Source organism: Bacillus aquiflavi (assembly GCF_019915265.1).
In the GTDB taxonomy this organism is placed as follows: Bacteria; Bacillota; Bacilli; order Bacillales; family Cytobacillaceae; genus Bacillus_BT; species Bacillus_BT aquiflavi.
The window spans coordinates 1,063,960-1,084,546 of record NZ_CP082780.1 but is presented as its reverse complement, the minus strand read 5'-3'; the positions used below and the strand labels follow the sequence as shown (position 1 = coordinate 1,084,546).

17 protein-coding genes and 3 pseudogenes are annotated in these 20,587 nt (G+C 35.2%); all 20 read right to left on the bottom strand.

From position 1 onward, the window contains the following. Window positions 1–106 precede the first annotated feature (106 nt). Window positions 107–472, bottom strand: a complete 366-nt coding sequence (locus K6959_RS05480) for a small basic family protein (RefSeq protein ID WP_223087849.1) — start codon at window positions 470–472, stop codon at window positions 107–109. Next, a complete protein-coding gene (locus K6959_RS05475; RefSeq protein WP_262421900.1) occupies window positions 472–1,203 on the bottom strand; it encodes a DUF881 domain-containing protein in 732 nt (243 codons plus the stop codon). The genes K6959_RS05480 and K6959_RS05475 overlap by 1 nt, the downstream gene beginning before the upstream one ends. 66 nt (window positions 1,204–1,269) lie before the next feature. Then, on the bottom strand, window positions 1,270–1,959 hold the full coding sequence (locus tag K6959_RS05470) for a DUF881 domain-containing protein (RefSeq protein WP_163242285.1): 690 nt from the start codon (window positions 1,957–1,959) through the stop codon (window positions 1,270–1,272). After that, the gene (locus K6959_RS05465) at window positions 1,949–2,905 is read right to left on the bottom strand and encodes a cell division protein FtsQ/DivIB (RefSeq protein WP_223087848.1); all 957 of its coding nucleotides are present in this window, start codon (window positions 2,903–2,905) and stop codon (window positions 1,949–1,951) included. Before K6959_RS05465 ends, K6959_RS05470 begins: the two co-directional genes overlap by 11 nt. Window positions 2,906–3,190: 285 nt before the next feature. After that, window positions 3,191–4,125 (bottom strand): annotated as a pseudogene (gene murB, locus K6959_RS05460) (UDP-N-acetylmuramate dehydrogenase). Window positions 4,126–4,199: 74 nt separating this feature from the next. After that, entirely contained in the window at window positions 4,200–5,300 is a 1,101-nt protein-coding gene (gene murG, locus K6959_RS05455) for an undecaprenyldiphospho-muramoylpentapeptide beta-N-acetylglucosaminyltransferase (RefSeq protein ID WP_163242258.1), read from the bottom strand. A 448-nt stretch (window positions 5,301–5,748) separates the two neighbouring features. After that, on the bottom strand, window positions 5,749–6,849 hold the full coding sequence (gene spoVE / locus K6959_RS05450) for a stage V sporulation protein E (protein ID WP_163242259.1): 1,101 nt from the start codon (window positions 6,847–6,849) through the stop codon (window positions 5,749–5,751). A 92-nt stretch (window positions 6,850–6,941) separates the two neighbouring features. After that, a pseudogene (murD, locus tag K6959_RS05445) lies at window positions 6,942–8,296 on the bottom strand (UDP-N-acetylmuramoyl-L-alanine--D-glutamate ligase). Next, the gene (mraY, locus tag K6959_RS05440; protein ID WP_223087846.1) at window positions 8,297–9,271 is read right to left on the bottom strand and encodes a phospho-N-acetylmuramoyl-pentapeptide-transferase; all 975 of its coding nucleotides are present in this window, start codon (window positions 9,269–9,271) and stop codon (window positions 8,297–8,299) included. Window positions 9,272–9,274: 3 nt separating this feature from the next. Then, window positions 9,275–9,724 carry a hypothetical protein gene (locus K6959_RS05435; protein ID WP_223087845.1) on the bottom strand — a complete coding sequence of 150 codons (450 nt, stop codon included), beginning with the start codon at window positions 9,722–9,724 and terminating at the stop codon, window positions 9,275–9,277. Then, window positions 9,725–11,188, bottom strand: a complete 1,464-nt coding sequence (locus K6959_RS05430) for a UDP-N-acetylmuramoyl-L-alanyl-D-glutamate--2,6-diaminopimelate ligase (RefSeq protein ID WP_163242263.1) — start codon at window positions 11,186–11,188, stop codon at window positions 9,725–9,727. A 132-nt stretch (window positions 11,189–11,320) separates the two neighbouring features. Continuing rightward, window positions 11,321–13,234, bottom strand: coding sequence for a stage V sporulation protein D (locus K6959_RS05425; protein ID WP_163242264.1), 1,914 nt, complete (start codon window positions 13,232–13,234; stop codon window positions 11,321–11,323). A gap of 68 nt (window positions 13,235–13,302) precedes the next feature. Beyond that, window positions 13,303–15,474 (bottom strand): penicillin-binding transpeptidase domain-containing protein, encoded by a 2,172-nt coding sequence (locus K6959_RS05420; RefSeq protein WP_316252526.1) that lies wholly within the window; start codon window positions 15,472–15,474, stop codon window positions 13,303–13,305. Between the two features lie 130 nt (window positions 15,475–15,604). Further along, window positions 15,605–15,700, bottom strand: a complete 96-nt coding sequence (locus K6959_RS19540; protein WP_316252525.1) for a hypothetical protein — start codon at window positions 15,698–15,700, stop codon at window positions 15,605–15,607. A 37-nt stretch (window positions 15,701–15,737) separates the two neighbouring features. After that, a complete protein-coding gene (locus tag K6959_RS19535; protein WP_316252524.1) occupies window positions 15,738–15,956 on the bottom strand; it encodes a hypothetical protein in 219 nt (72 codons plus the stop codon). Between the two features lie 25 nt (window positions 15,957–15,981). Continuing rightward, complete coding sequence (gene rsmH / locus K6959_RS05410) at window positions 15,982–16,917, bottom strand: 16S rRNA (cytosine(1402)-N(4))-methyltransferase RsmH (protein ID WP_223087843.1); 936 nt, start codon at window positions 16,915–16,917, stop codon at window positions 15,982–15,984. A gap of 59 nt (window positions 16,918–16,976) precedes the next feature. Continuing rightward, window positions 16,977–17,410 (bottom strand): annotated as a pseudogene (mraZ, locus tag K6959_RS05405) (division/cell wall cluster transcriptional repressor MraZ). Between the two features lie 360 nt (window positions 17,411–17,770). After that, window positions 17,771–18,742 (bottom strand): bacillithiol biosynthesis cysteine-adding enzyme BshC, encoded by a 972-nt coding sequence (bshC, locus tag K6959_RS18850; RefSeq protein ID WP_262421899.1) that lies wholly within the window; start codon window positions 18,740–18,742, stop codon window positions 17,771–17,773. Then, window positions 18,729–19,400 (bottom strand): bacillithiol biosynthesis protein BshC, encoded by a 672-nt coding sequence (locus tag K6959_RS18845; protein WP_262421898.1) that lies wholly within the window; start codon window positions 19,398–19,400, stop codon window positions 18,729–18,731. Before K6959_RS18845 ends, bshC begins: the two co-directional genes overlap by 14 nt. A 177-nt stretch (window positions 19,401–19,577) precedes the next feature. Continuing rightward, complete coding sequence (locus tag K6959_RS05395) at window positions 19,578–20,474, bottom strand: 2-dehydropantoate 2-reductase (protein WP_223087842.1); 897 nt, start codon at window positions 20,472–20,474, stop codon at window positions 19,578–19,580. Between the last annotated feature and the right edge of the window lie 113 nt (window positions 20,475–20,587).

The following is a 20,587-nucleotide window of genomic DNA, read 5'->3' as shown; positions in this document are numbered from 1 at the left end:
TATATTGAACAACAATTTTTCCATATCCATTTAAGTTATAAAATAATGATTTTTATACCGTGTTATCTTAAAATTATTCGTCATAACTAGTCTATTCCCTCTTATTTTATTGAAGTTTTTTTTTTTTTTCATGTCTATTTGACCATTTGGATAATATAATCCTTCTAATTACAGCTATATTTTGAAACAATCGAACTCCAAATGCAAAAACTGCTGCTAAATATAAGTCTACACCAAGATGAACACCTAGAAAAGCTAAACTTGCAGCTAGTAGTATATTGAAAAAGAATCCAGAAACAAATACTTTTTCATCATAAATATTTTTCAGTTGTGCCCGAATTCCTCCAAATAGCGTGTCTAGAGATGCTAAGACAGCTATAGATAAATAGTTGGAATATTCTTCTGGGACTTTTATATCAGTTAATAATCCAAGAATAACACCAATTATTAATCCCAAGAATGGAAGCCACATTATGAATTGCCTCCTTTATCATGTTTAACCGGCTCCATATCACGTATTCTTATCGTCTCTTGGTAAGCGGGAATTGTGATATTTGTTTGAGGGTTAGATATGTTTACTTGTAAGTTGTCGATGAAAAGATCTTCAACTGATTTGGAAACTTGCATACGGTTGTATAGTTTTTTGGCTATTTGGTGGTTTTCTACGATAACTTTTATTTCAATTGGAAGATTGTTTAATGAATATCCATCGATCTTTGTTTCACCGTTTATATCACGGATCACAGTCGTATTAATGATTCTCTGTTCCTGAACAGAAATATACTTTGCGTTGTACATATTTAATTCATTTATTAACCGTTTAAATATTTCAGGAGAAATTGTAACAGGTGGTGCTCCTAATGGCAGCTGATCAAAAATTGGTTCAATCGTCAAAATAATACCATGACCTGTTACTTCCGTTAAGCCTGCTTCTTTCTTTAATTCTTCTAATGTTTCTCTTAAAGCCTGCTCTCTACTTTGTTTTCGCTCGGTTTCATATTTAGCTAGTTTTTCCTCATTCGATCTAATTTCACGAATGAGTTTTGCTTGAAGTTCTTTTTCCTTTAATAAATCTTCCCTAAGCTCCCACATATCACGTGTATCCCTTATAACTGGTTTTTTAACCGTTTGAAATTGAATAGCAATCATGAATCCAATTACAACTGCAATGATAATCATGCTAATGTTCTTAGTTTTGTCCACCTTTTTCTCCCTACTTTCTTAATTTCATTTTAAAATGTGGACACTTATTACAGTCAGAAAAAGAGATCAACCTCCAAGGATTGGTTCGAAAACGATCTCACTTTTCTTTTCTAATGAAAATGAAATATTATCGTTTACAAGCTGATCTTTTACTCCGCCTGTTAAATTTAAAGCAGAAAATAATACATCTGGGTCACCAATTGCTGAGATGACAAAAGGTGCAGGATATTGAAATCCATCAATTGTAATCACAGGACCATCACAAACAATATATGAATTGTATGAAAGCCTTTGTCCATTCACTGCTACAGCAGTTGCACCAGATATGTATAGTTCATTAATTACTTTAAAGACATGGTGTTCGTGAACAATATAATTATTTGCATTTTCCTCAGTAGGATCGTAATCTCCATCCGCTAAGGTCACTTCTACTCCACTGCCTTTAACTTTCACTTTTCCTAAAAACATTCGATACTTTTCTGCATCTTCGGCAAGATTATAAAATACTTGTTCTTCTTTCGCTAAATCTTTTTCAATTTCTGACAATTTTTCTTGTTTTTCAACAAGCTCATGTTGAAGCGTACGGTTTTTTTCCTCAAGCTCAATTAATTGACTGCGAAGATCGTAGCTGCGTTCCCACTGCTTATCTGAAATTTTTGCTCCTTCTGTGTCGCTTTTTGTAAGGTGATAGGAAAAGGCAAGCATATATCCTAAAATGAGAAAAACAAGCGAAAGAATAACCCGGTTACCTTTCATTTTCATTTTCACCTTCCTCCTCTATTTTTTTCTCTGCCTCTTCCTCTTCTGTAACCCCTCCTTCTTCCTCTTTCTCAGCTTCATCCTCTGTATCCTCTCCTACTTTCTCTTTCTTTTTCCCAGTCTCCTCTTCTTCGCTCTTTTTCTTCTCTGTATCTTTTTCTTTTTCGTCCTCTTCCTCAGCTATTTCCTCTTCAATTAATCCGTATTCTTTAAAAAATGACCCGACCTCTAAATCAATAATTCCTTTTTTGTTTGGATCTAACTGACCTTTAATTGCTGCGTAATGTGAAAGTTTTTCGGAAAATTTTCTTAACGTTGCACTTACTTCAAAGCCATCATTCATATAAAAAGTTAAATGATATTTATCAGTTTCTTGTGGGTTATAATGGGTTTCTGAAATAGAATTTAAAACCTCTTCTGGGAGTTTTCTAAGTTCATTAACCGTCTCATTTAACATCTCTTTTTTATCAAAGTTAAAAAGAATAAGTGAATTTAGCGACAGTTCATTTAATTTTTCGCCTTCTAAAAGCCGACCATTCTCTAATACTGGGAAGAAACTATCTCCCTTTGCAACATAAGCCATGCGTTCATACTCTCTCACTTTAAATACAACCGTATTAGGAAGTTGAATATCTACTTTTACGGATTTTATTAATGGAAGTTCTTTTAGCTTTTCTGAGATTGTCTTTTCATCCACCCTCCAAATGCTTGTTTTTTTCGATACATTACTTTGTCTAACAATTTCATCATTAGAGTAAAACTCGTTCCCTTTTACATCAACTGTTTTTACATGGCTTAGCGGTGATTGAAAGTACACAACTAATACGATGAGGGAAAAAAACAAGAATAATAGTAGAATTAATTTGCGATTTACTTTTCTTCGGCGCGGTTGCTTTATTTTCGGGACACGTTCTTCAAGTGAGATCACTTTCCCTTTTTCCATTCATTTCACCTCACCTTAATAAAGCAAAGATCAATTTTCTTTTCTTTATTGGTAAAACTTTATTTAGTAAAGATTTCATTAAATGAATCATCCTGTCTTTACTAAATTAATTTCCTAAAGACTGTTAACGGAGTTTACATATGTAGGGAAAAAATCATCAATAGTAAAGTGAAAACAACGGCACGAACACATGCCGTTATCTTCCTCATTTAACTAATCGATATTTTTCACTATACTTAACACTATATTATACAGGAAGAAATAGCGAAAGTGGAAATTATCACCTTAATGCTGTCCGACTATTTCTACTTCTGTTTCCATTCTAATATTGTATAAGTCAAGTATTGTTTTTTTAATATGTTCAATTAGCTTGAGAACATCATCTGCAGGTGCCCCACCAGCATTGACGATAAAATTCCCATGCATTTCTGAAACCTTCGCACCACCGATTGCATAACCTTTAAGTTCGGCTTGTTCAATTAATTGTCCTGCATAGTTTGGCAACGGATTTCTGAAAATACTTCCTGCACACGGAGAGTCCCATGGCTGTGTATTTTTCCGATATTCCTTATTTCTCTTGATTAAAGCGTTAATTTCCTCTTTCTCTCTCTTTTTTAGATGAAAAACAGCTTCAACAACAATTCCCGGCCGCTTTTTTTGTAAAAAACTGATGTTCGATAGGAAAATTCCATCTCTTCATTTGACAACCATTCCATTTTCCCATTATCAAATAAAATATGTGCCCTTTTTAAGATTTTTGAGATATCAGAACCATGGGCACCCGCATTCATATAGACGGCACCACCAACCGATCCAGGAATACCTGAGGCAAACTCTAGTCCGGTTAATCCTTTTTTACTAATAATCATTGCTAAACTTACTAAAGAATGACCTGCTCCCACTTGAATTTCGTTTTCATTGATTTTCAGTGTACTTAAACCAGAATCAAGTTTAATAACAGCCCCCTGAATCCCTTCATCACTTACTAGCAAGTTGGAGCCCCTTCCAATTGCTCGCCATTTAAGTTTATGTTTTCGAATCACTTCCATCGTTTTTTGTAAGTTTTCGATAGAAGAAGGTTCGATAAATAGCTCTGCAGGACCTCCTACTTTCAGTGTAGTATGATGAGCTAACAATTCGTTACGATTAACTTTACCAACATTTAAATTTATCAATTCTTCAACAATTTTTTTTTCATCATTACCTCCCTTTCTTGCCAAAGGTTAAACACATCTCTACCTTTACATTTCATCATAATTGTCTCGTAACATTCTATGCACATATATCTGTAAAACTACCTCTGTTTTTTTTCGATTAGTTCGATCATCAAACGGTAAAGATTGCTTGCAGCATTTGGCATGCCAAGATTTTTGGCTGCAGTTTTCATTTTTGTAAGTACTTCTTGATCCATGACAATATCAATCTGTTGTATTAACTTGGCAGCTGTTAAATCTTTTTCTAACAACAGTTTTGCTGCGCCATGTTCACATAACGCACGGGCATTTTTTTCTTGATGATTATTTGTGACATAAGGGCTAGGAATAAGGATACTTGGAATGCCAAGAGAAGTGAGTTCCGCTAACGTAGTCGCTCCAGCTCTAGCAACTGTTAAATCTATGCCTGCTAACACTTCTGGCATATTGTGGATGAAAGGTTTGATTACAACATTTTTAGGATTTCCTATTAAGTCTACTTCTTTCTTCACTTCGCTATAATGGGCCTCACCAGTCACATATAGCACTTGGTATGGTTTGTTTCGAAGAATATTGAGAGATTTGATTACAGCTTCATTAATAGGTCGTGCACCGCGGCTTCCTCCGAAAATTAGTACTGCTGGCATACATGTCGTTAATCCTGCAGATATTCTTCCTTTTTCCCCATCTTGATGAACAACTTCCGAAGCTCGAGGGTTACCCGTCATCACGACTTTCTCTTTCGGAAAAAAGTTTTTTGCTTCGTTAAAACAAACTGCAATCTTATCGACGTATCGACTTAAAAACTTATTTGTTAAACCTGGCACACTATTTTGTTCGTGAATAATCGTTGGGATGCCGAGCTTTGCAGCGGCATAAACAACGGGTCCGCATACATATCCACCTGTGCCAATGACTACATCAGGTTTGAACTGTGCTAATATCTTTTTACTATCTCGAACGCCTTTTAAAAATCGATAAACAGTTTTCATATTTTCAAAAGATAGTTTTCGCCTAAATCCTGTAATATGTATTGATTTAAATGGAATCTTTTCTCTTGTCACTATTTTTTTCTCCAAGCCATTTTCTGTTCCTATGTATATAAAAGAGACGTTTTTCTCTTTCTTTTGAATTTCCCGTATTAAGGCAAGTGCTGGATATATATGCCCTCCGGTTCCCCCTCCACTTACAACTACTTTCATTTTCTCACCTCATTGAAGAGATTTTAAAGAGGTTAACGTAAACCTTACATGTGCTAAAAATCACTTCTTTTTTACCTATTCTACTATATTTTAATACTTAACCGAAGCGAATCTAACAATGTCATGTAAATGTAAAATTGTCCTCAGATTTTAAAAAACTACTCATTTACTGGAGATTTAAACGAGCTCGATTATGAAACAGTCAGTCAGACTAAGGAATTATGAAAAGTGTTAGATAAAAAGAAAACCTGTCTAATCAGGGTTTCAGACTGTTGACAAACACTCGCATTCTTCGTTCCCGTGCACTTCTGTTAGTGAACAAACGTTCTATCCACTTCCATTTCGTGTGCATCCTTGACTTGACAGACATTTTCACTTGTTCTAGAAGGCGATAAGCTGTTACTTCCTAACAAACTCCTTGTATGATCGTATTCGAACAAGGGCTTTTTTAATACTTAGCATGTCGACTTATGTTGAGCAGTACTCCAACAGCCATCAACATTAATGTCAAAGATGAACCTCCGTAACTCAAAAACGGTAACGTAATCCCTGTTACTGGCATTAATCCCGTTACAACTCCAATATTTATCATAACTTGAATTGCAATCATTGCAATAATCCCGACTGCAAGAAAACTCCCATATAAATCAGGTGCACCTAGGGCAATGCGAATCCCTCTCCATAATAATAGTGAGAATAACAAAATAATAAAAGAACCTCCAATGAAGCCTAACTCTTCAGCTAAAATCGCAAATATAAAATCAGTTTGCGGTTCTGGTAAATAAAAGAATTTTTGCCTGCTTTCCCCCAGGCCGAGTCCAAATAACCCCCCTGGTCCAATTGCATATAAAGACTGAATGATTTGGAAACCACTGCCAAGAGGATCTTGCCACGGATCTAAAAAAGATGTAATCCTCGCCATTCGATATGGAGCTGATAAGATTAGTGCAACAAATCCTGCTACTCCAATAAGCCCTAATCCAATAAAATGACTTATTCGTGCTCCTGCGATAAAAATCATGATAATAGAAGTCCCAATCATCACTGTACCTGTTCCAAGATCAGGCTGAAGCATGATTAATGCAAATGCTAAAAAGACTAATGATAACGAAGGAAGAAGCCCTTTTTTAAAAGACGTAATTAGTTTTTGCCGTTCAGATAAAAACTTAGCTAAAAATGTAATCATCGCTAATTTCATAAATTCAGACGGCTGAATTGAAAATGCACCAACGCCAATCCAGCTTCGTGAACCGTTTCGAACATTACCTATCCCAGGGATTAACACAGCAATTAACAAGACAAAACAAAGGATAATAATTATTTTTGCCCACGTACGCCACGACCAATAGTCTATATTCATAATAAAGAACATAGCAATGACTCCAATCCCAGCAAAAAGCATTTGTCTTTTTGCAAAGAAAAACGAGTCTTCAAATTTATAATCTGCCCATATTGCACTTGCGCTGTAAACCATAATTAGTCCAATTGTTAATAAAGATAATGTTAAAATAATTAAAATAAAGTCGGGAGTTGATTTTTTTTTCGGCAACACAAAACACCTCAATAACAAGTTTTAGGGCGTGTCTATTTATGCCGACAATCAAAGCTTTCACATTACATGGTAAATGATTAGACAAGCCCTTACTTAAGCTTATGCACCGCTTTAATAAAAATGTCTCCGCGTATTTCAAAAGTTTTGTACTGATCCCAACTTGCACATGCAGGAGATAATAAAATCACGTCTCCTTCATTTGAAAGCGCATAAGCTTTTGGTACTGCTTCTTCAACATTATCGACACGAGAAATTGCTTTTATTCCTGCCATTCTCCCGATTTCCTCTAACTTTTCAGCTGTTTGTCCAAATGTAATCAACGCTTTTACATTGTTTAAATATGGAATTAATTGAGTAAATTCATTACCTCTGTCTAATCCTCCAGCTAATAAAACAACTGGCTGTGTGAACGATTGAAGAGCCTTTGTTGTTGCTAAAATATTCGTTGCTTTTGAATCGTTATAAAATTTCCGTCCATTTATTTCTTCTATAAATTGAAGTCGATGCTTAACTCCCCTAAACGTATGTAAAACAGTATTAATCGCGTTATTGCTAATATTAAAGAGTTTTGCAGCAGCAATAGCACACAATATATTTTCTAAGTTATGCTTCCCCGGTAAAGCGATTTTTTCAATCTGAATGATTTTTTCATCATTAAAAAAAATGGCATTATCTTTTTTACATAAACTCCATTATGAAGCTCTTCTTTTGTTGAAAAAGGAATAAGCATCGCTTTTGACTTGTGAGCTATTTCCATTACTTCTGCTTGGTCATAATTGACAATAAAATATTCTTTTTTTGCTTGATTTTTTGTAATATTCCCCTTTGCCTTAACATATTCTTTTCTTGTCCCGTGATAATCAAGATGAGCATCGTATATGTTTGTTAAAATTGCAACTTTTGGATTAAACGTATCGATCCCCATTAATTGAAAAGAAGAAAGCTCGAGAACAATTGTTTGATCGTCAGTTGCTGTTTGGGCCACATCAGATGCTACTGTTCCGATATTGCCCGCAATTAACACTTTCTTTTCTGCCGCCTTTAACATTTCATAAATAAGGGTTGTCGTTGTAGTCTTTCCATTCGTACCGGTTATCGCAATAAATGGAGCCTCAGAAATTTGATAAGCCAATTCAACTTCAGTAATAATTGGAATATGAAGCTCTTCTGCTTTTTTAACAATTGGATTGTTGTAAGGAATTCCTGGGTTTTTAACGACAAGCTCAAATCCTTCATCAAGAAGCTCAATCGGATGTTCACCACAAATAACCTTTATACCTTGCTCTAACAAGCGTTGCGCTTCAACATTTTCAGAAAAAGGTTTTTTATCATTCACTGTGACAAATGCACCTAATTTATGTAGAAGAGATGCAGCACTAACACCGCTTTTTGCTAAACCTAATACTAAAATTTTACGATGACGATAATCGTTGATCTGTTTCAATTACATCCACACCTCAATATAAATTCCGAGTACTGCCAACAATAGACCTACTGTCCAAAACGTAACAACAACCCGCCATTCAGACCATCCGACCAATTCATAATGGTGATGGAGCGGGCTCATTTTAAATATTCTTTTTCCTGTCGTTTTAAAAGAAATGACTTGTAATATGACAGATAATGTCTCTATTACGAATACTCCACCGATAATAATTAAAATGATTTCAAGCTTTGCTAAAATCGCGATCCCTGCGATCGCTCCCCCTAAAGCAAGTGAACCTGTATCCCCCATAAATACTTTTGCAGGATGAGCATTAAAGACAAGAAACCCTAAGACCGCACCTACAACCGCCACAGAAAATATGGCAATATCCGTCTGCGATTGATTCCAAGCAAGAACAGCTAATGCACCAAACGCAATTGCGGACGAACCAGAAACAAGTCCGTCTAAGCCATCTGTTAGATTCACTGCATTGGAAAAGCCTACAAGCCAAAAAATAATAAAAAATACGTAAAAGAAACCTAAATCAATAGAATAATCAAGCAACGGGATCGTAACTGCTGTTGATAAATCATTTTGCTTCAGGATTAAATAAAAAAAGACAGAAATAATGATTTGACCAATTAATTTTTGCCGAGATGTTAAACCTAAATTACGCTTCATCGCTACTTTAATAAAATCGTCTAAAAATCCTACAAGACCAAAACCAACTGTTACAATAAGTAATAAGTATGTTTTTATCGTTGGTTCAGCAAATTTCCCTGTCATTACTAAAGATGTAATAACAATAGAAAGAAGAATCATAATCCCGCCCATAGTTGGTGTCCCAGATTTTTTCTGATGTGACTTCGGTCCTTCCTCACGTATACTTTGACCAAATTTCAATCTTTTGAGAAAGGGAATAAAAATCGGAGACAGAAGTACAGTCACTAAAAAACCCATAATAATTGTAAAAACAATCACTTGCTCCAACATTTTTTACCCCCTTTGCTCTAATTTCATATACGTAATGATTTGCTGAAGATTTTCTTTCATATCAGATACACTATATGTGTCTTTTTTTTCATTAAGAAGCCCTTTTCTAGAAAATAAAAAATTTGTCATGTTACCACTCTCTATATTCTTTAGTTTAATTAAATAAAGTTCCATTAAATCAATTAAGCTTTTATTTATATCATTTGTAAAAAAAATCGGAAAATGATTTGGCTTATAGTGGGGAACATCAGTGTGTATATTCCAAATTGTCGCAATTGCACCGTTTGTAATCGCTTTGTTTAGTTCCCCAGCATTTAATCCTAAAGGAATGAACAATCCTTTAGGTTGTGAAAACTTAGCATCTGTAGCGACTGTAAAAAATTCAAGCTTTTCATCCTGAATTCCTTTTGTTTTGGGAAATAAATGTTTAAAGTCACCATACTTTAAAAGCAATTAAATTCGCTCCTTTATCGCCTCTTTCGCCACAATTCTATCATCAAAGTCAAATACTTTATTGCCGATTTGCTGGTACGTTTCATGTCCTTTTCCGGCAATGATAATCACGTCACCCTCACTTGCATTTTTTACAGCATAATTGATTGCTTTTTTTCTATCAACTATTGAAACATATTGATACTCTGCAGCTCCTGCTTCCATATCCTTAATAATTTGGAGCGGATCCTCACTTCTTGGATTATCAGAAGTAAATATTGGATCTGATCCGTATTTACAGGCAATTTTCGCCATTAATGGACGCTTTGTTTTATCACGATCACCACCGCATCCAACGATGACAAATACTCTTTTTCTTGCAAACTGCTGAACAGTTTTTAGCACATTTTCTAAACTATCTGGAGTATGGGCATAGTCAACAATTACTGTAAAGTCTTGATTTGCATCAACTAATTCAAAGCGTCCTGAAACACCTTTAACACTTTCAATTGTCGAAATAATACTCTTTAGCGGTATTCCTGATACTAAAGCTGCTGATATTGCTGCAAGTACATTATAAACACTAAACTTGCCGACCATTTGAATAGAAACATTCTCGTTTCCAAATGGTGTAATTAAATCAAAACTCGTACCAGTAGCTGTCATTTGTAAATTTTTTCCCATTACATCTGCTTCATTTTCAATACCGTACGTAAAAATATACGCTGCAGTTGCCATTTGATATTCATTTGAAATCGGATCATCTTCATTTAACACTGCAAATTTCGGTTTATTAAATTTAAAAGTATTACCGAGCTGAGAAAACAACAATCCTTTCGCTTTCTTATACTCTTCCATTGTCTTATGATAGTCTAAGTGATCTTGGGTTAAATTTGTAAATACTGCGATATCAAAATCAACCCCGTGAACCCTGCCTAAATGTAATGCGTGTGAAGAAACTTCCATAACTGCTGTCTCTACTTTTTCATTTACCATTTGTGCAAAAGTTTTTTGTAAAGTCAAACTCTCTGGTGTTGTATTTTTTGTTTCAAAAGTTTTCTCAGCAATTTTTGTATACATTGTTCCAATAAGACCCGTTTTTTGATTTGCATTTCGAAAGATGTTCTCAATTAAATGACTTGTTGTTGTTTTTCCGTTAGTTCCCGTAATACCGATAAGGTGAAGGTCGTGGCTTGGTTGCCGATAAAATGCATCAGCAAGAACAGCCATCGCCCGCTTCGTATCCCTTACAATGATAACTGGGACAGGTAAAGGCAGTTGTTTTTCTGCTATGACAGCAACAGCTCCTTTTTCTACCGCAGACATCGCAAAGTCATGACCGTCAACCGTGTATCCTTTAATACAAATGAATAAACTTCCATGTTGAACTTGGCGATTATCATTATCTATAGATTGAATTTCAGGGTTTTCTCCTTCAATTGGAACTAATGGATGTAAATATTGAAGCAGTTTGTGTAATTTCATTTTTGTATCATGTCCTCTCAATTCCGCATCAGAAATAGCTAATTAAAAATAAATCTCTCAACGCTTTAATATTTTACAATAAATATAGGCTGAAAGCTATTTTTGTTTGTTTTTTATTATTTTATGGAGCTTTTACTCATCTAAATAGACTCTAACGGTTGAGCCTTCTTTTATTTTAGCACCAGCTTCCGGCATTTGTTTTACAACTTTGTTGCCATTGCCGCTAATATCGAATTTAAGATTTACGAGTTGCTGTTTCATTTCGTTTTCTGTTAGACCAATTAAATCAGGCACTTCTATTAGAGGCGTGTCTAACCATGTTAATTCTTTTTCAATTTGTCCTTTCCTAGGCTTCACGTCAAGTGCAAGCATACTATCCTCGATTATTTTGCCTACGATCGGGGCCGCGACGGTTCCTCCAAATTGAACTGTTCCTTTCGGATTATCAACCCCGACATAAATCACGACTTGGGGATCGTCTGCTGGGGCAAAGCCAATGAAAGAAACGATATGATTATTTTCTAAATATCTCCCATCTTTCGCTTTTTGGGCTGTTCCAGTCTTACCGCCGACACGATAAGATTCTACAAATGCATTTTTCCCTGTTCCTTGGGCAACAACACTTTCAAGTGCATATCTTATTTTCTTCGATGTTTCTTCAGAAATAACACGACGTTTGGCAACTGGCGATTTTTTCATGACAATCTCTCCTGTTTGACTATCAATCAATTCCTTTGCAATATAAGGAGTGTATAATGTGCCGCCATTAACCGCAGCTGCTACTGCTGCTACTTGCTGAATTGGTGTGACGGAAACACCTTGACCGAATGAGGTCGTTGCTTGTTCAACCGGTCCAACTCGATCAAGGTTAAATAATATACCTGTTCCTTCCCCTTGAAGGTCTATTCCAGTTTTTTGTCCGAAACCAAAATCTTTGATATATTTAAAAAGTTTCTCTTTACCAAGGCGCTCCCCAAGTTCAACAAAACCAGGGTTGCATGAATTTTGGACAACCTCAAGGTAAGATTGTTGACCGTGACCGCCCTTTTTCCAACACCGCAGTTTTGCTCCTCCCACCTCTGCGTGACCCGGATCGTAAAAGTGATCTTTTTCTAAATCAACTTTTCCCTCTTCTAAAGCAGCCGCCAAAGTGATAATTTTAAAAGTTGAACCTGGTTCATACGTACTCCATACAGGTAAGTTTCGATTATATACTTCTGGAGGAACATTTTTAAAATTTGCTGGGTCAAAATCGGGACGACTAGACATCGCTAATATTTCACCGTTATTTGGATTCATTGCAATCGCGATAATTCCATCCGGGTCATACTGTGCTTGTGCCAAATCTAATTCACGCTCGACGATCGTTTGAATTCGTGAATCGATCGTTAACTTTAAATTCATTCCTTCAATGGGCGATTGATAATCATCTGCCATATCGTTCATTCGTTCACCTTTTGCATTCGCATAAAACTTTACATATCCTTTTTTACCGCTTAATTCTTTGTCATAAAATAGTTCTAATCCCATTAACCCTTGGTTATCTATTCCAGCAAACCCTAACACATGGGATAAGTAATGTCCAAATGGATAATGTCGCTTAGTATCCTCAGCTATATAAACTCCTTTTAAATTTAACGCTCTAATTTCTTTTGCTTTTTCATGAGAAATTTTTCGTCCTTCAGGAATTCGGATCATCGATTCTTTCTTTGTTATATGCTTGTACGCTTTTTCTTTCTGGATATTTAATATCGCTGCAAGCTTTTCGGCAGTTTCAACTGGATCTTTTATTTGCCTCGGGACCACGTATACAGTAGGTGCACTCATATTTGTAGCTAAGGGAACTTCATTTCGATCAATAATCTCCCCCCGCTTAGGTTCAAATGGAATATTACGGCTCCATGAATCTTTCGCTTTATCTGTTAACATGTTGCCTAATACAAATTGAACGTATCCTAAACGAATATCGATAATGATAAAAATGAGTATACCTACTAGTAAAGTAATCGCTAATCGTTTTCTTACAGTTACATTAGAAACACGCATATTTTGAATGAACCTCCTCTTTATAACTCCCATTCAAATATATGCTTGTACTTTTTTTATAGAACGATTTACGAGTCCTCTTGGGTCATGTTTTCAGATTCAGTTTTTTTATCATTACCTTCAGATTCAGGTGTTTCATCATTACCCTCAGATTTAGCTTTTTTATCATTGCCTTTAGATTTAGCTTTTTCATCATTGCCTTCAGTTTCGCCGCCATATGTCTTTGACGGTTCCTCTAACTTAACGTTTATTTCATCTCCCTTGTTCATAAATGAGCCCGGACTTAAATTTTGTTTTATCACATATCCATTTCCAGTTATCTTTAGCTTAAGTTCTGCAAGTTTCACTACTTTCATGACATCACGTAATGACCAACCTATCATATCGGGCATAATCATATTACCATCAGTTTTAATTATTACTTTTTGCCCTTCAAGTAATGTTGTTTTCGAAGGTGGATTTTGCTCTGCTACTGTTAAGCCTTCTCCAATTACAACAGCTTCATATCCGCTTTCCTCTAATAAGCTTTTTGCTTCTTCAACTGGCTGGTCAACGAGATTCGGAATTGAACGGGCCGTTGCTTTTTTAACTTCTGAAGGTTCTATATTCAAATATTGCAGACTATGTTTCATCACGGAATTAAATACCTCTGCGACAGGAACTGCACCATTTACGCCATTTTCATGAGAAGGCTCTTGGACCGCAACATACATAATCAATTTCGGATCATCTTTTGGAGCTACTCCAAGAAAGGAGTATACATATTGGTTATGACCGTATAAATATCTTCCATCTGGTCCAGGTATTTGCGCAGTTCCTGTTTTTCCAGCTACTTGATACCCGTCAATTTGATAAAGGGTACCCGTTCCTTTTGGTGAGGTAACAACAGTTTCCAAAATATCACGAACTTTTTTAGCCGTTTCAGCCGAAATTGGCGTCGATACAACTTCTGATTTTACTTCTTTCATCACTTTCCCGCTGTTCGGATCGACAATCTTTTTTAACACTTGAGGCTTTCTCATCTTTCCATCGTTTGCAATTGCAGTCATTGCTTGAATTTGTTGAATTGGTGTAACGGCTGTTCCTTGGCCATACGAAGTTGTTACTACTTCAATCGGAACATTAAATAAAATTTTACCGCCTACTTCATTTGGAAGCTCGATTCCAGTCGGACGATCAAACCCAAATTCTAATAAATAATCATAAAAAGCTTCTTCTCCAAGCTTTTCTAGGGCTATCTTTGCAAAAGCTACGTTAGATGAGCGCTGAACTCCTTCAAGATAAGAAATTTGTCCCCAGCCGTACCGATTATGGTCATGAATTCTATCTCGTCCAACTACATAAGCACCAGATTTAAATGTTTCGTTCGGATTAAAAACACCTTCTTCAATAGCAGCTGCAAGAGTAAATACTTTCATAGTTGAACCCGGTTCATACGAGTTTTCAACAGCTTCATTATGCCATGAATCTTCAATTCCTTCTCGCGAATTTGGATGAAAGGTTGGCCGCTGTCCCATTGCTAATATTTCCCCTGTTTTTGCATCAGCAACGATGCCAATTATTTTTTTGGGTTTATATTCCTCAGCCACTTTGTTCATTGAATCTTCTAAAAACGTTTGAATAATTTTATCAATTGTTAAATACACATTACTTCCGTGTTTTGGAGGCGTAATTTTTTCCTTACCATTCGGGAGCAAATACCCCCATAAATCACTTTCAAAACTGATTTTTCCATCCGTTTCTTTTAAATAACCTTCTAAACTATTTTCCAGCCCTAACTTACCAGCCGTTTTAATTTTTCCGTTTTTATCTTCTTTTTTCTCAATATATCCTATAAGATGAGAGGCAAATATCCCATTCGGATAAAATCGCTTCGTATCCCTGACAAATGTAATACCTGGAAGCTTTAACTTTTCAATTTCCTGCTTCGTTTTATTAGAAATATCCCGACCAGCTCGTCCAAATTCTACTTGATATCGTTTCTCTTTTGTTAAAATTTCATAAATATCAGGTTCATCCATATCAATATGTTTTGCAAGTGCTTTTGCTGTTGTTTTAGGATAAACAACATGTTTAGGCTTTTTAGGGTTAGTTGTCAATGATTCATCCAATATCGCAACAAGTTTGTATCCGACAATGTCTTCGGCAATAACCTCTCCTTTTCGATCAAAAATTGATCCTCTTGAAGCATCAATGATACGTTCCTTCTTATATTTTTGTTCGGCTTTTGCAGCTAGCACTTGGCCGCCGGCTTCACCAGTAACTTGAATGAATAAAAAAAAGCGGAGCAACAAGACAAAAAAAAGAGCAGACTAAATATTACAAATAATAGCGCTGCTCCTAAATTCATATTTGGCTGCTTGCTTTTCATTAGTCCTGCACAACCTTGACATTATTTTCATTTAATTTCAATCCAAGTTTCTGAGCCTTTTCCCAAATACGTTCGTAAGTACTTAATTCACTCACTTGGATTGTTAAATCGCCATTTGTTTTTTCTTGTTCTTTAATTGATGTTTTCTATTTGCTGTATTTCTTTATTTATTTCGTAAATCGAAGCTTGATAGGAGATCATTTGAGTTGCTCCAATGAAAACAGCGGCACCAAATATTAATGCAAGGATTTTTTCTCCTAATGTAAATCGTTGTTTTTTTACAACTGCTGTTGTTTGAACTTGGGTAGAACGCTGGTGGTCCTGTTCAAGCTTCCGTGCTAAATTCCCCATGTTAGTCCTCCTGTCTAAATTATAATTATTGTTTTTTTTTTTTTATCCTTAATTTTGCAGAACGTGCACGATTATTTAGCTGAATCTCTTCCTCAGTCGGGATAAACGGTTTTCTTGTAATTAGTTTTAAGCTAGGCTTATATTCCGCTGGAATCATTGGCATTCCAGGAGGTAATTGAATAGGCTCGCTCCTTTTTTTAAATGTCACCTTACAAATACGGTCTTCTAATGAATGAAATGTGATAACACAAATTCGTCCTTTCGGATTAAGTAATTCAATCGCTTGATTTAATGAATCTTCGAATACTGCTAGTTCATCATTCACGGCTATCCGAATTGCTTGAAATATCCTCTTTGCCGGATGCCCTCCTTTTCTCCTTGCTGGGGCAGGGATTGCATCTTTAATGATCTCTACTAGCTCACCTGTTGTCTCAATTTGTTTCTTTGTTCTAACAGCTTCTATTTTTCGAGCGATTTGCTTCGAAAATTTTTCTTCACCGTAGCGGAAAAATATTTTTACAAGTTTTTCATATGGCCATTCATTGACGACTTCAAATGCTGTTAATTGTGATGTTTCATCCATCCTCATATCTAGCGGAGCATCATCATGATAACTAAATCCCCTCTCCGGATTATCTAACTGCGGAGATGAGACGCCCAAATCGTACAAAATGCCATCAACTTTATAAACACCTAATTTTTCTAGCTCTTCTTGTAAAAACTTGAAATTACTTTTTATAATTGTTACTTTGTCCTCGTAAGCAGACAATTTATTTTTTGCATTTTGAATCGCAACATCATCTTGATCGAATGCAATCAAATGACCACCTTCAGTAAGTTTGGCAGCAATTGCTTCTGAATGACCAGCACCGCCTAATGTACAGTCTACATAAATACCATCTGATTTAATGTTTAATCCTTCTACTGCTTCATGAAGTAAAACTGTTTTATGTTGAAACATCTTTTCCACCTTCCAATCGAACATGTTGTCTTAAGATTGAGCAAAAACGAGATGTTAAATTATATATCAAACCCAATCATATTTTCTGCTATTTCTGCAAATGAATCCTCGGATTCAGAGAAATAATCTTCCCAAATATTTTTACTCCAGATTTCAATTCGATTGGAAACTCCTAAAATAATACATTCCTTTTCCAGCTTTGCATATTGAAAAAGCGGGGCTGATATATTAATTCTCCCTTGTTTGTCCAATTCACACTCTGTTGCACCCGAGAAGAAAAAAAACTTGTAAAAGCACGGGCATCTTTTTTTGTTAATGGTAATGCCTTCAGCTTTTCCGCTATGAGGGCCCATTCATTTAGTGGGTAGCCAAATAAACATTGATCCAAGCCACGGGTTAAAACAAATGTATCTCCAAGGCTATCACGAAATTTAGCAGGTATGATTAAACGGCCTTTGCTATCTACATTATGATGGTATTCACCCATGAACATGGCACTACCCCCACTTTCTATTTAAAATGTACCACATTCCCCCACTTTTCACCACTGTATTTTAATATTCTATGACGACCAATAAATTCCTGCTTTTATAGCTGTTATTTTCAAAAATAAGTTAAAAGTATATGCACCTTCTTACCATTACAAAGTGGGTTGATAAAAAATGATTGTTAAGTTTTGTTATCTGTTTAACTTATCGTTATTTAACAGAAAACCAATTGCTGTTTTAATCGCTCGAGCTTTAGTAATTATTTCCATTCTAGAAAATAACAAAAAAAATAAAGTGCAAAGTTATGTTCTTTATCTTTCATAACTCTACACTTTTTTGCAAAATACAGCGCGATTAAATTTTTTCTACACTATAACAACTTTGTGCTTCCCATCAAATTGATATGGCAATTTAGTTAAATCTCGAATAAAATCAAAATCATATTTATTAATATAGAAATATCCTGTTAAAATTCGTTCTTGAGGAGAGCCTAGCGGCTTTAAGGCATTTTCCACTTGCTCAAATTTTTTTAAAATAACATTATGCTGTTCTTTAAGCGATGCTTCAATCTTTTTACTCATAAAGTCTATCTGCGACTGAATGATTTGCTCGTTTTTTTGTAAAAGCGGTAACAATCCTCTATCTAATGTTATTAGTCTCTGTTCAATATTTTTATATTTGTCTCTTAAATCCCGTTTCGTTTCTTCAAATAAATGTTCAAGCGTAGTGTCTTTTACAGATTCAAGGAATTCAGCTTGTTTCATTTGTGTTCCAGATGAGAGTACTTCATAAAGATCAAGCTCTAATTCTTTCATATTCGTTTCAATTGATCGATCAAGAATCGTTATATTTAGCCGTGGAACAACTGGCGGCATTTTCAAATTAAAAAGTTCAAACGCTTTTTGAAGCTCTGCCCAATAGGCAATTTCCCCTGGACCAGCAATAAACGCCAATGTCGGAAATAAATACTCTTGAGCTAACGGTCTCGCTACTACATTTGTACTTAACTTTTCAGGGTGATTTCTTGCAAGTTCAAGCATTGAGTCCGTATTAAAATGATGCACGCCATTTTTACCAACAAAAAGCTGTCTTTCCTTATCAAACTCTAATAAAACCCGTTCTTGGTTATCATAATAAAAAAAATTAACCGACTGTGTGTTTATTGAAATGGTCCGATTAAATCCAAGCTTAGCGAGTTCCTCTTGTTGTTTAATAACAGACTGACTCAGCTGTTCCCACAAATGAATTTGTTTGATGAAGAGCTCTCTTTCAAGCCTTCTTAAGTTGTTATCTCCTGAATCGACGATAAGAAGACCGAAATCTTTAAACAATTCCATTACAATGTGAGCAAAAAAATCTACTATTATTGTAAGATTGATTCACAATCTGTTTCGTAAAATTCAGTAATTTTTTTGTGTAATTTGTTTCTCCAAACGTTTCTACAATTTCCTCAACCCATTGATAACAAATATCTTTTTTAATCGGAATATGCGAAACCATTCTTTTCTCTACACAGCTTTCTGGATAAACAAATTTCGTTAGCTTACCATTACTTTCTGCATACACATGGTTCACTTCATCATAATCATGGTCCTCTCCAGCAATCCAAAAAATAGGAACAACTGGTACACCTAGTTCTTTCTCCTTCTGTTCGGCAAGAGCGATAATTGAAATAATTTTATGCACCGTATATAAAGGACCTGTCAGTAATCCTGCTTGTTGACCGCCGATCACTACGACACTATTTTGTTGACGAAGCTTTTCAATTGATTTTTCCACTTGATGAGATGACGGAAAACGTTTCATAAAATTTGTAATCACACTTACTAACTCACCCCGGTTAAACGTTCTCTCGTGCAAATCATTCAACCGAAGTTTATAGGCTTCGTTATCTGTATGTGAATAGTTAAAAAACTTATGTATTTTTGATTGTTCTTTTGTATATTGTGTAGCAAAGCGATTTGTCGCTGGTAAAGTGAGATTTAAAATCTCCATTCATTGACTTCCTTTCTAGTGAACGATTTTATTCTTATTGAGTATAGCATTCACATGAAGGAAAATAAAAAAAATTGCTTAAAAACTTCATTCTTTGTTAACAAAATAATGCTGGCACGAAACGCAGCAAATAGAACAATGTGAAGTAAATAACTATTTACAAAAAACGAATGTAAATTATTTACTTGGACCACTTTTACCTTTTACTAAAAGATAGAAAGTGTTAATTAATGGGGCTTCGATTTGTTTCTTTCTTGCTTCAGTTAATAAATATCCTAAAATGGCATCTACTTCTGTCTGTCTGCCTTCTAGCACATCCTTCAACATTGAAGATTGATTTTTTGCAGTACTTTTACAAATGTACATAATATGCTTCAACCACTTCTCTTCGTTTTCGAGATTTAATACTTTACAAAATTCAAAAAATAATGACGTTAACACTTGGTAATATTGTGGATTTTCTATAAGCTCACCATTACGGACATTTAAAACAGCTGTTAAGGGATTAATAACTGCATTAGCAACAAGTTTTTTCGTTAACATGGTCTCATAGTTTTTTTCAAATATAAAAGGAAAGCTTTTGTCAGAATGGTGTAGTAATTGCAAAAGGAGCTCGACTTCTCCTTGATAAATAGCAACCCTTGTCTTTCCAAGTCCAGTATGCTTAACGGTATTCACATTAAGCCGATATGCTCCATGCTCAACTGTACCTAAAAAGATATTCCAATTTGAGAGTTTGTTCAATAAGTTAACATGGCTCATTCCATTTTGTAAAAATAAGATGCTGCTCTTTTTTACAGTGCGCTTTTTCGCTAATTCGACAATAATATTTGAAAGTTGATATTGTTTTACAGTAACAATAATTAAATCTTCTGTTCCGTTCCAGTTTGAAAAAGGAAGAGCGTGTACCGAGCAAACTTCCTGTTTATGATCTTTAACTACGACAATCCCTTCTAAAGAAATCTTTTTAGCCTGCTCCTCTGTTCTTGTATAAACAGTTATCTTGTTCGTTTTTGCAAGATAAAAAGCATATAACAGACCGAGTGATCCCCCTCCGATAATTCCAATTTCCATACAATCCCCTCGAAACATTTTTACTTAATATTTTAGCAGAATAAAACTTTTTATGCTCTAAATAAGTAAATCCCTTTTTCATTAAGCCGAAAAAGGGATTCATTATTAAAAAA

What these genes read in the sequence shown, in the direction of transcription:
- K6959_RS05480 (WP_223087849.1), bottom strand. Translation starts at nt 472, where the DNA reads ATGTGGCTTCCATTCTTGGGATTAATAATTGGTGTTATTCTTGGATTA.
- K6959_RS05470 (WP_163242285.1), bottom strand. Translation starts at nt 1,959, where the DNA reads ATGAAAGGTAACCGGGTTATTCTTTCGCTTGTTTTTCTCATTTTAGGA.
- K6959_RS05465 (WP_223087848.1), bottom strand. Translation starts at nt 2,905, where the DNA reads ATGGAAAAAGGGAAAGTGATCTCACTTGAAGAACGTGTCCCGAAAATA.
- murG (WP_163242258.1), bottom strand. Translation starts at nt 5,300, where the DNA reads ATGAAAGTAGTTGTAAGTGGAGGGGGAACCGGAGGGCATATATATCCA.
- mraY (WP_223087846.1), bottom strand. Translation starts at nt 9,271, where the DNA reads ATGTTGGAGCAAGTGATTGTTTTTACAATTATTATGGGTTTTTTAGTG.
- K6959_RS05430 (WP_163242263.1), bottom strand. Translation starts at nt 11,188, where the DNA reads ATGAAATTACACAAACTGCTTCAATATTTACATCCATTAGTTCCAATT.
- K6959_RS05425 (WP_163242264.1), bottom strand. Translation starts at nt 13,234, where the DNA reads ATGCGTGTTTCTAATGTAACTGTAAGAAAACGATTAGCGATTACTTTA.
- K6959_RS19535 (WP_316252524.1), bottom strand. Translation starts at nt 15,956, where the DNA reads ATGGGGAATTTAGCACGGAAGCTTGAACAGGACCACCAGCGTTCTACC.
- rsmH (WP_223087843.1), bottom strand. Translation starts at nt 16,917, where the DNA reads ATGTTTCAACATAAAACAGTTTTACTTCATGAAGCAGTAGAAGGATTA.
- bshC (WP_262421899.1), bottom strand. Translation starts at nt 18,742, where the DNA reads ATGGAATTGTTTAAAGATTTCGGTCTTCTTATCGTCGATTCAGGAGAT.
- K6959_RS18845 (WP_262421898.1), bottom strand. Translation starts at nt 19,400, where the DNA reads ATGGAGATTTTAAATCTCACTTTACCAGCGACAAATCGCTTTGCTACA.
- K6959_RS05395 (WP_223087842.1), bottom strand. Translation starts at nt 20,474, where the DNA reads ATGGAAATTGGAATTATCGGAGGGGGATCACTCGGTCTGTTATATGCT.